The sequence below is a fragment of the Spiroplasma endosymbiont of Tiphia femorata genome (assembly GCF_964020225.1).
Taxonomy (GTDB): Bacteria; Bacillota_I; Bacilli_A; order Mycoplasmatales; family VBWQ01; genus Spiroplasma_E.
In genome coordinates, this window is the sequence record NZ_OZ026544.1 from 1119289 (window position 1) to 1130802 (window position 11514).

At 25.3% G+C, this 11514-nt stretch carries 12 protein-coding genes; 3 read left to right on the forward strand and 9 right to left on the reverse strand.

The genetic code is table 4. From position 1 onward, the window contains the following. Window positions 1-59 precede the first annotated feature (59 nt). The 3 genes from AACK83_RS06940 to AACK83_RS06950 all read right to left on the reverse strand — a co-directional run bounded on the left by AACK83_RS06940 (window position 60) and on the right by AACK83_RS06950 (window position 4029). Window positions 60-932, reverse strand: coding sequence for a hypothetical protein (locus tag AACK83_RS06940; protein WP_338957202.1), 873 nt, complete (start codon window positions 930-932; stop codon window positions 60-62). A gap of 222 nt (window positions 933-1154) precedes the next feature. Further along, on the reverse strand, window positions 1155-2012 hold the full coding sequence (locus AACK83_RS06945; protein WP_338957204.1) for a hypothetical protein: 858 nt from the start codon (window positions 2010-2012) through the stop codon (window positions 1155-1157). A 256-nt stretch (window positions 2013-2268) separates the two neighbouring features. After that, window positions 2269-4029, reverse strand: a complete 1761-nt coding sequence (locus AACK83_RS06950) for an APC family permease (RefSeq protein WP_338957206.1) — start codon at window positions 4027-4029, stop codon at window positions 2269-2271. Window positions 4030-4371: 342 nt separating this feature from the next. On the opposite strand from AACK83_RS06950, the gene AACK83_RS06955 reads away from it, so the two are divergent. Further along, window positions 4372-5865, forward strand: coding sequence for a YfcC family protein (locus AACK83_RS06955; RefSeq protein ID WP_338957208.1), 1494 nt, complete (start codon window positions 4372-4374; stop codon window positions 5863-5865). A gap of 73 nt (window positions 5866-5938) precedes the next feature. Here the strand turns inward: AACK83_RS06955 and AACK83_RS06960 are convergent, their stop codons facing one another. Next, complete coding sequence (locus AACK83_RS06960; RefSeq protein ID WP_338957210.1) at window positions 5939-6403, reverse strand: hypothetical protein; 465 nt, start codon at window positions 6401-6403, stop codon at window positions 5939-5941. Between the two features lie 405 nt (window positions 6404-6808). Between AACK83_RS06960 and AACK83_RS06965 the strand changes: the two genes are divergently transcribed. Beyond that, on the forward strand, window positions 6809-7741 hold the full coding sequence (locus AACK83_RS06965) for a hypothetical protein (RefSeq protein ID WP_338957213.1): 933 nt from the start codon (window positions 6809-6811) through the stop codon (window positions 7739-7741). Between the two features lie 117 nt (window positions 7742-7858). Here the strand turns inward: AACK83_RS06965 and AACK83_RS06970 are convergent, their stop codons facing one another. Both AACK83_RS06970 and AACK83_RS06975 read right to left on the reverse strand, forming a co-directional pair. After that, window positions 7859-8401 (reverse strand): hypothetical protein, encoded by a 543-nt coding sequence (locus tag AACK83_RS06970; RefSeq protein WP_338957215.1) that lies wholly within the window; start codon window positions 8399-8401, stop codon window positions 7859-7861. Then, window positions 8334-8585, reverse strand: a complete 252-nt coding sequence (locus tag AACK83_RS06975) for a hypothetical protein (protein WP_338957216.1) — start codon at window positions 8583-8585, stop codon at window positions 8334-8336. Before AACK83_RS06975 ends, AACK83_RS06970 begins: the two co-directional genes overlap by 68 nt. Window positions 8586-8982: 397 nt before the next feature. On the opposite strand from AACK83_RS06975, the gene AACK83_RS06980 reads away from it, so the two are divergent. Further along, window positions 8983-9558, forward strand: coding sequence for a hypothetical protein (locus tag AACK83_RS06980; RefSeq protein WP_338957219.1), 576 nt, complete (start codon window positions 8983-8985; stop codon window positions 9556-9558). Here the strand turns inward: AACK83_RS06980 and AACK83_RS06985 are convergent. From AACK83_RS06985 to rplS, 3 genes are all read right to left on the reverse strand, one after another. After that, on the reverse strand, window positions 9551-10168 hold the full coding sequence (locus AACK83_RS06985; protein WP_338957221.1) for a ribonuclease HII: 618 nt from the start codon (window positions 10166-10168) through the stop codon (window positions 9551-9553). The genes AACK83_RS06980 and AACK83_RS06985 overlap by 8 nt on opposite strands. Beyond that, on the reverse strand, window positions 10158-11060 hold the full coding sequence (gene ylqF / locus AACK83_RS06990; RefSeq protein WP_252319417.1) for a ribosome biogenesis GTPase YlqF: 903 nt from the start codon (window positions 11058-11060) through the stop codon (window positions 10158-10160). The genes AACK83_RS06985 and ylqF overlap by 11 nt, the downstream gene beginning before the upstream one ends. An 85-nt stretch (window positions 11061-11145) precedes the next feature. Next, entirely contained in the window at window positions 11146-11511 is a 366-nt protein-coding gene (gene rplS / locus AACK83_RS06995; protein WP_252319419.1) for a 50S ribosomal protein L19, read from the reverse strand. Between the last annotated feature and the right edge of the window lie 3 nt (window positions 11512-11514).

Sequence of the window (11514 nt, forward strand, 5' to 3'; positions counted from 1 at the left end):
AATAAAATAATATATTTTATTATAGATTTAAATTTAATTTATATTAATTAGAAAATTTATTATTTACCTGGAGTTCCAACAGCCATTTTTTGTGCAAGAATAACACTATCAAAATGTAACTGTAAAAATGCGGGTTCACCATCATTAAAAGTTTTTATTTCTTCTGTGCCGGTAGGTGAACTAAAAAAATGAGTTGTAAAAGATGTATTTAATACTTTAAGTAAAGACTCAAACTTTGTTTTGTTTAATTCATCAGTAAACTCTAATTTAAAACCAGAAGTTGGCTGATCGGCCTTGAATCCTTGATCAGCAGTTAGTTTTAAATCAGTTAAAGGTTCTTTTATAATATTACTTGTTATTACCTTTGAAACATTTAAATTTGCTGCCTTTATATTAATATTATAAGATTTAACAAGCTTAGCAGCAGTTTTGCTACTCATAATATCAATTTGACAAATACCATCCGCTACTTTAAAGTCAGTTGTGTCAGCAACTGATATTTCACCTGGAGCAGCAGTTTTAATTGTAACAATTAAATTGGTAATAGCATCAACATCGGATTCTGAATAATCATTATCTTGATTACCAGATGTAAATCCCAATTCCCTTAAAAAGGTTGCAGCATCAACATCTTTTGCTTTCCATTTACCAGCAGCAGAACCTTCAACTAATAACTTTTCTTTAAACAAATTATCTTTAATAAGATTAGTAGAGTCAGCAGTGATAATACAAGTTCCAAGATTATCAAAATTTATTACTTCATCAATTATACTTGTATTTTCATCACTATATCATCCTAATAATTCTGCATATTTCCCATTTAATTGCGGATTATTAGGAATATTTGAACCATTATTACCGCACGCAACAACTGAAGGAGTTGCTCCTACTGTTAATGCAAGGGCACCCATTAATCTTAACATATTTTTCATATTCACATATACCTCCAATAATATTCTTTAAACTTATTATAATAACTATAAATCAATAACTTAGTTACTTTTTTTAATATAACATCGTATAATAAGTTCTCCAATATTTATTATATACTATATGTTTATAATGTTTAAAAATATGAAAAATAAACATTTTTTAAAAATAAAATACTCCTTTTAATTTAAAAGGAGTAATAATATTATTTTTATTTTATAAAATTATGCAACCGTTAATGTAGTTTTTACAGTAGTAGGATCAAAATTAACATCACCTGTTTTATAACTTATTTCTAATTTTTTACCTTCTGCTCATGTTCCTTCAGCATCAGTCGATTCCATTTGTGCAGAAATTTTTAAGCCAGTTAACGTATTTAAAGCCATAAATTGTTTTCCATTATCTGTTTTATCAACAATACTTATTGCTGCTCCTTGTTTAGCACCTTCGGGAATAGTTCCATCTTTTACAAATAAAATATTTGAATTTGTAACAACATCAGTATCTGCTATTGTAATTTTACCAGCTATTGCAGCAAGACCAGCAGCAATAACACCTTTTGTTTTATCAGCTTTTAACTTAATGCCATAAACATCACCAAGTGCCTCTTCACCTTTTTTAAATTGGAAGTTAAAAGTACCACCAGTAATAGCATAATCTTTACTATCATCCATTTTAGCTAATTCTGGTTTAATATTAGTAACTTCAGCAGTTATTGCGTCTAATACAGCTTTTTCAAAAACTCCATCAGCAAAAGTAGTTCCCTCTTTTGGTTTAACTTTTAATACATTAGTAATAAAATCAAAACATGCTTGATTTGCCGCTTTATCTCCTTCTCCTAATAATTTACCAGCTTTAATTGCTGATGCTTCAGCAACAGCTCAACTAACATTATCCTTGACAGTTGTATCAAGTGAAGCTGTTTGTACACCTTCTCCTTTTTCATCTGTTAACCCTAATTGTTTTGATACTTCTACGTTCATGGCTACACCAGCTTTATCACCACAAGCAACAACCGAAGTAGTAGCTGCTGTTGTTAATGTTAATGCACCCATTAATCTTAATATATTTTTCATATTCATATATAGTACCTCCAATAATATGACTTTTGAACTACAAATACAATAACCACAATTTAGAATTACTTCTAAACATAATATTGAAATGAATCCAATTAACATTATACATCATATTTTACTTTCTACCATCAATATACTTTATAATAATATAAAAAAATATTCATTATTAACACCTTTAATATTACTATAAAAATTTGTCAAAAATAATAAATACTAAAAATGTATTAGTTATAATAACCAATACATTTTTAAACTTTTTTTATTCTTCGTCTTCACGCCATTCGCCTTCTGACATCAATAATTCTTTACGTACATTTTTAGCAATCGTATAATTAGGGTTTTTATCATCACCATTAATTAAAACATTACGTACTAAATAATTTTCAATTTCATTTTGTAGATTTTTTGCAACAAAAGGTCAATCATCTTTCACTCTAAATTCGCTATCCAATTCTTCTTGTAATTTAGGATTTGTAAGCATTCTTTTTCTTTGCATTGGTTTATAATAAGCAAAGTATCAAATTAGAGCAAACGCAATGCTAGCAATTAAATAAACTAATTGTAAAACATTAGAAGTTATATCAGATATTCCTTTTGTAGTATCAGTTCCACCTTTACCAATAAGACTTGCACCCGAAATTAAACCATTGATTAAAGATCTTAATCATTCTTCAAATTGTCAAACTAAGAAAAGTGTTGCTGCAAGTCAAATAATAATTTCAAAAATATTTTTTTTCAATTTCTTTTCTATAGATAGTTTAATTGCAATGGAAAGTACAAAAACATAAATAATAACCATAATAATACCGGCTTCAGCAGTTAATGTTCCATAATTAACAATCGAACTTAAAACTAATTGTCCATCCTTATAAACAGGATGTAACGTATCAACTATTACTCCAATAATATCAGGTAAAATTAATCATACAAAAGCTGAAGAAAAAGTAATAATTAAATTTAATCTAGAAGCTTTAAATGGAATGTTATCTTTTGATAATTCTTTATATTTAGGTGAAATATATCCCTCAACAGATAATGGTTCTAAAATAGCACCACTATATAAAGCATTTTGCATTCCAGCATTAGACTTTAATGAAATAGTACAAATTAACATTACAAGGATACCAATTATTCCTAATCATTGTGCATGAGCTTTATCACCTAAAATTTTAAAAATACTTAAGTTGGGATTATCTGAAAAATTACCAGCAACAGCACCAATCATAAGGATTGTTACTGTCATATAAAAAATAGTAGATAAAATCATAACAATAACTAATGAACGACTAATATTTTTTTCAGGATTTCTAACATTTTTACCAATTGTTGAATAGGTTTCAAATCCTAAAAAGAAAAAGAAACACATGGCAAAAGCTTGTGAAAAGTTATTGGCAGTTAATTGTTGATGAGAAGTAGTCATATCTCAATTTGAAGTTCCTGCCATCACAAATAATATAATAGTTGCTATGATTAATAAAAAAGTTGTTCCTCATTTTAAATAACTAGAAATATTCACAAATTTTTTAAATGCAGCCATTCCTAAAAATAATACACAAGAAGCTAAACCATAAATTAGAATTCCAATCAAATCTAATCCTAAATGTTGTCATACTCCTCAATTAGCATATAAAAAAGAAGATGGATCAGTAAAGTTAATTCTAATCATTGATACAATTTGTGAACTAACTATAACAGGTAAAGTAGCATACTGTAAAAAAGAAATTAATCAACCTCAGAAGCGACCATAACTACTTCTAACATAAATATAAGCAGCACCATTATTACCCGGATGTACTCTTGAAAGTCTTGAGAAAGCTCAAGCACAAGTTCCTGCAATTAATCCTTCTACTAAAAAAATTCAAATCATATGAGAACCTAAATTTAAACTATCTTTATTAATTAAAATTGCAAAGTTAGCAGTAAAAGTAATTCCAACAGTATAATTAAAACCAAACCAGACTAATTCTGATAAAGTTAATTTATGATTTGTCCTTTCTTTTTTCTTAAAAAGTTTTAACATAATATTCTCCTTTCAATTATAATAATTATATACCTTTAAAGTGATTTCATTAATTAATGAAATAGTCAATAAAATCAAAAAAATAAAAAAATATATGTAATTTATAATAACTAATTTTATTTTAAAATACTACTAATATTTAATTAAATTTTCAAATAATACTAATAAAAAAATAACATTTTTTTAAAAACTATTATTATAATAATGTTACTTAAATAAAAATACTACTTTTTTAATAAGTTATTTTAAAAAATAAGCTTAAACATCTTTTATTCTACATGATAAATAGTGTATTATATAATAATACTTTTAAAAAAATAAAGAAGGAGGTATTAATCATATATGGGAATTACCAAAAAGAAAAAATTTCGTTTATTTCCATTTAAAATGCCAACAGCAATTACAGTCTTATTCTTTATTATTGCTCTAATTATTATTATTTCTTGGATTCCAGGAACAACAGGTAAATGATTAGAAGATGAATCAAAGCCTGTAAGCACTGATAATCCCTGACAAGACGGTGGGCCATTAGGTATCATGGACTTATTTTTGGCTCCAATTAAAGGTTTCATTGGTAGCAGTGATATTATTGTTTTTGTTTTAGTAATTGGTGGATATATTGGCATAGTTATGAAATCAGGTGCACTAGATGCAGGAATTGGTCGTTTAGTTAAACGTCTAAACGGAAAAGAAATTTGAATTATTCCTTCAATTATGACTATCCTATCGATTGGTGGAACAGTTGAAGGAATGTGTGAAGAAACTATTCCTTACTATTTAATTATTATTCCAGCAATGTTAGCTGCTGGTTTTGATGTTGTTACAGCTGTATTAATGATTTTATTGGGTGCTGGTGTTGGTGTTATGTTTTCAACACTTAATCCCTTTGCTATTGCCACAGCTTCACAAGCTAGTGGTTTAAATCCGGGTGATGGAATCATCTGACGTTTAATTTGTTGATTTTTAGCAACTATCGGTACTATTGCTTTTGTTATGTGATATGCAATCCGTGTTAAACGTAATCCCGAAAAATCAGTTGTTTTTCACTTACATAGTGAGCATCATGAAGAATTTATTAATAAAGAAGAAATACCTGAATTTACTAAACGTCGTAAAATTATTTTAGCACTATTTGGATTAACATTTTTAATTATGGTGCTTTGTATTATTCCATGAGGTAAAATTACAGGAACAACTATTTTTGATGATTTTCACAATACATTAATTAAATATTTTCCATATTTCACAAGTCAAATTAATGCATTTGGTGACTGAAATATTGAAATGTTAGCTTTCTTATTTTTCTTTGTTTCAATTATCATTGCAGCAATTGATTGAAAAGGCGAAGAACAATATGTTCGTAATTTTATTAGTGGTTCTTCAGAATTATTAGGTGTTGCTTTAATAATTGCTGGTGCTGGTGGAATTGGCTGATCATTACAACATTCAGGAATGCAACATGTTGTTGTTGGTCAATTGCAAAGTATTGATAAATTGCCAAGATTTGCTATTGTTATTATTGGTTTTTTTGCTTTTCTTTTGATTGCCTTTGTTATTCCTTCAACATCAGGATTTGCAAAAGCTGTTTTCCCTATTGTTTCAAAAATAGTAATTCCTTTAGGATTAGGTTCAGGAATGATTACTACTTTTGTTATGGCTAGTGGTTGAATTAATTTATTTGCACCAAGTGCAGGTGTAATGATGGCAGGACTTGCCATTGCTAAAGTTCCCCTAACAAGTTTTTATCGATCAATCTGACCATATACTATTGGTATTACTGTCTTTGCCTTAATAATGTTAAGTATTGGAACTTTATTACCTCAATCAATATTTTAGTAGAATTTAAAGCACTATGTTAATTAAAACTTTTCTCTAATTAGAGAAAAGTTTTTTAATTTTTATTTCATTTTTATAAAATTAAACATCGTTTGGGAAAACATTCACTTTCACGATCTGTTTGCGTTTGTTCATTATTTAGTAGACTTAATTGATCATCTGCTAATTCTGAAATTTCTACAACTTCATCTTCTGGTAAAAAAATTTGTTCTAATATTTTATTAATATTATTTCAATCATTTACAAAATTTTCACTCATTTTACTGTCTCTAATTATTTTTCCAGTAGCAGGATCATATTCTGTTGATTGACAAGAATTTAACAACATTTCTTCAACAAAAGCAGAAACTTTATAAATAATTAATAATTTTTGGTTAATATTATCATCACTTTTTTCTTTCTGTAATTGCTGTTTATACTTACTTAATTCATCTCATAATGATTTAATATTTTCCTTTTTTGCTTCTATTTTTCTAAAAATTTCTATAATTTCTTTATAATCAACTTTTATTTCAGATAGTAAAGATTTTAAATTCATATTTTTCCCCTTTCAAAATAAAAAACCTACTTGCTTAAAACTTAAACAATAGGTCAAAAACTTATATTTTTTTATTTATAAAAATATTATACTTTATTATTTTTATTTTTTTCAGATATTACTTTATAACAATAAATACTAATATGATTTTAATTTTTAATTAAAATCTTAAATATTTTTAATATATTTTGATTATATTAAAAAATAAAATTATAAGTGTTTTTTATTTAATTTTACTATTAATAATTTATAAATACACTCTTAAAGGTGTAAAAAAACCATAAAATTTTTTTTATGTATTATAATAGTATTAGTGAGTTATTTAAAAAAATATGTTTTACATAAGATTATTGAAGATAATTTCTCACATCTATTCTAGATTTAACTGAGGAGGTTAAGAAAAAAATGAGGAATATGAGAACATTATTAAAGTTATTAGGTGCTAGTGTCATAACAACAGTGCCAGTAACTACTGTTATAGCTTGTGGTAACAACAAAGAAGATCAAGTAAAAATATTACTAGATCAAGTATCAATAAATTTAGATTTAACAAATGATGAAGGAAACGGTTTAAAAACTATTAGACTTGATTGAGAAAAAGATACATCCTTTTTCTGAATTGATAATTCCGATATTTTAGTTACTAAATTATTAGAAAATGAGGCAACTACTGGTCAAGTCAAAGCTAAAGATAAAGACAGTTTCTATTTTTTAAAATCTGTTTTACAACAGAAATTAACATCAGGAACAACACCTGAAGATGGTACTTTTGATGCAGCGGAAGTTGCTAAAATTAAAAATAAAATATCTAATATAAAAGTTTCTACTAGTAAATTTGTAGAACCAAATGATGATGAAAAACTTGTAGTTGGTGATGGGACATATAATTTACAATTCTTTAAAGAAGATGGTAAAACAAATTTAGGGGATAAATATACAGTAAAAGTAATGACTGGAACTGATGCTTTATTTAATATTTTTGCAAGTGATAGTCCTGCTAAGTTAAGTTATAATGAATTTGTTTATGAAGGAAGTTCTATTGAGCATTTCCAAGCGGGTTATAAATTAGAAGAAACTGTTAATAAATGATTAAAAGATAAAACAGAAGTACCATTAATAAGCAAAAGCAGAACTGAAAAAGCTATTAAATTTAATAACTTTGAACAATTAGTTGGTTGAAAAGCAAAATTTAATGTTATAAGTTTTGAAAGAAGAGGAGCATTCCCTCGTCCAAATAATTTAACAGACGGAGATGAACTAACACTTTCTATTGCTTTAGTAAAAAACCAAGAAACTATTTCTTTAAAGTCAACAATAATAATAAGAATAAACAATTAATAGTAAAATAATAATGATATGATTAGCATAAAATCATTATTCAATTTTTCTAAAATATATTAATTAAGGTAATACTAGTCTAGTATTACCTTATTTTTTACTTCAAAATAATATATATTATTTTAATTCTTCGCTATTAACTTTCATTGCTGAAATTTGTTTTAATTGAAATTGTTCATGCACTACTGCTTCAAATTCTAAAACAACACCTACTTTAAACTTAAGAAAAGCATCATTAACATATTTTTTATTATTAAAAATTAAAACTGCCAATTGTTCAAAAGCATAATTTAAAATTTTATCAGAATTTGGTTCTAAAGAAAGATAACAAAATATTTGTTCATTCCTTAAATATTGCGATATCCCAAAACTATTATTTAATTTATCTAATTGTTTTCATAAACATGGTGTTAAAATAATTTTAGCAATACCATTAGCACTATACTTAATACCATATCTTTCGTAAGAAAAACCATTATTAAAAATAATGGTGTTCATTCCTAATTCTTTATAATTAATAGTATATTCGGTTATTAACTCTGCAAAAATATTCTCGTTACCTACTCAATCAGCGCTAAATTCTAGATTTTTATTAACAGTAATAATAAGAGCATTTGTTATTTTTTTTACTTCATTGTAAAAATAGTTCTCATTGTTCAAGAATAACAAAAACTATTTCATCAATCAAAGTATATGGCATTGAAGATTCTTCTGCTAAAGCTGAAATTTTAGAAACAATATTACTACTTAACAAATTAGATAATAATCTTACCTTATCACTTATTTGTAAATTTTTATTTTTCTTGTAAATTTTAATAATACGTTTACATGTACTTTTTTTCAAAACTAATTTAGCAGTACCGCGACGTTGATTTGAAAAATATACAAATGCTAATAAATTATAACCAATCTCTTTGTCATTATAATTCCCCTGACTATCTTAAATTATAAATTAAAAACTATTTTACTTTAAATTAATATACTTTAATTATAACAGAACTAGAAAATTTAATAAACATATAAGTTTATTTCAAAAAAATTAAATTAAAAATCTCAATAAGATTTGTCCATAATCATTAAGAAAAGCAATAATAAAAAATAAATAGTAAAAATAAATAGTATTATTTCATATTTTTAGATATAATTATTCTAATTTAATAAATGTATATACCTAATATAGCTATTTTTCTATATTAGGATTTTTATTAAATTAAATATCCAAATAAAAAAGGAAAAATAAAATGTTAAAAAAAATATATAAAGAAATATTTTCAACTATGTTAGTAATTGATAATAAAGATAATAAATTTTGTTTTAAAATAAATATAATTAAAACTTCTAATAAAATTAGACAAAAATACAATATTAAAAAAGAAATAATCAATGACTTATTATTACCATATAAAAATGTTACTAGTTATTCTACTGAATTATTTCCACTACACTATTTATTAGAAAATATTAGCAAAGACATTATTAACAATAATGCCTTTCAAAAAATATTAAATAAAAATATAATAAATAAAATAGAAAAAATCTATAAAAAATATCAAGATTTTGACCATGACTTTCAAAAAAGATTCTTTTATTTAGAAGTTGCCTATAATATTAAAACACCTACAAGCCAATTAGAAAAGAATTTACAAAAAATTGGACTTCAATCATTTAAAAATATTTTAATAAATCAAGGAACTAAACCAATTAAAGAAATTTTTAATATTCAAAATAATAAATTATTAGCAACAGATATAAATAAATTAGATAATAACTTATTACCAGTAAATAATTGTAATAATAAAAGTTTCTCTATTATATAATTCCGCTATATTTTTTAACGGGCGCACAACTAATACGATGAATATCACAAATACCATAATTTTGTAATGCTATCTGATGATTTTTTGTATAATACCCTTTATGATTTTTAAACCCATAATTAGGATATTGAGTATCATAATCAATCATAATTTTATCTCTTACTACTTTAGCAATAATCGAAGCGCTAGCAATATTAAGTGATTTTTGATCACCTTTAACTATTGCTTCAACTTTTTCTAGAAAATTAGGAAATTGCGGTTTTTCAAAATCAACTAAACACACATCAGGTACTATTTTTAATTTATTAAATGCTTCTATCATTGCTAAAATACTAGTCTGCTTAGGATTATGAATATTAACAAATTGATGACTTTTAATACTAACAACAACTGTTAGTGCATTATCAATTATAATTTGATACATTGCTATTCGTTGTTTTGCTGATAATTGTTTTGAATCTTTAATTAAAGGATGATTAAAGTTTGGTTTAAGAATAACGCTTGCAACAACAATTGGTCCTGCAATAGCTCCCCTTCCCACTTCATCAAAACCAGCAATTAATGTTCCTGATGAATAATTATCAATTTCGTATCGTAAACTACTTTTCATGTTTTAAAATCTTAGGTGGTATTTCAAATGAAATTAATCCTAGTTTCCCTACTTGTAAATCATTAATAAATAAATTCATGGCACGATGAGTATTATCTTCATCATTAGCCAATTTTAAATGATATTTTTGTGCTAATTTCTTAAAATAAAGAAATAATGTTTCATCATTAATATTTTTAATTTCAAAATTAATATTATAATATTTTACTAATCTTTCATAATAATTCTCAAGTAAAAAGGTTAAAGCAAAATTAGCCATTTCTTCTAAAAATAAATGTTTAACAGGAATTGCTTTAATTAAAGCTAAAATCATTACTACTTTTTGATCATTCATTTTTGGTGGTAAAATACCAGGACTATCTAACAAATCAATCGTTGGATTTAATTTAATTCATTGTTGACCTCTAGTAACACCAGGTATATTAGCAGTTTGTGTTACTTTACGTTGCAATAAATTATTGATAAATGTTGATTTACCCGTATTTGGTAATCCCATAATTAATACCTTAATTTTTGGATTAACAATACCTTTTGCCAATTCTTTTTCCATTTGCGGTTCCATTAATTTAGTAATTAAATTTAACAACTGTGGTTTCATTTTTGTAGTTAATGATTTTGCCAATAAAACAGAAAAACCTTGACTTTCAAAAAAAGTAACTCATTCTTTAGTAAAATTATCATCTGCTAAATCAACTTTGTTAAGAACAATAATTCTTATTTTTTTCTCTAATAAACGATCTAATAAAGTACTTTTTGTTGCTAATGGTGCTCGTGCATCTAAAACTTCAATTGCAACATCAATAATTGGTAACTTAGTTTCAATTGCTTTAATGGCTTTCATCATATGACCAGGGAATCAATGAATTTGATTATGGGTACTTTCATTAGGCATTTTTTTAACTCCTTTAATACATTTTATTATTATTTTATATCAATTTAGAAAACCACCATTGATTTTAATAACGGTGGTTTAATTATTATTTAACGGGTTTTACTGTTTTAATTTCTTTAATTCTAGCAGCTTTACCGCTTAATTTACGTAAGTAGAAAATACGTGCTCTTCTTACTTTACCCTTACGAATAACATTAATTTTATCAATTAATGGTGAATGTAAAGCAAATGTTTTTTCGACACCTTTACCACCAACAGTTTTACGAACAATAACATTTTGCGTAATTCCTGAACCTTTGCGAGCAATAACTACTCCTTCAAACATTTGAATACGTTCTTTTTTTTCTTCTTTAATTTTAGAAAAAACTTGGATTGTATCTCCAGATTTAAAATTAGGAAGATTATGATTTAGTTGACTTTCGCTAACTAATTTAATAATTGCATTTTGCATGTT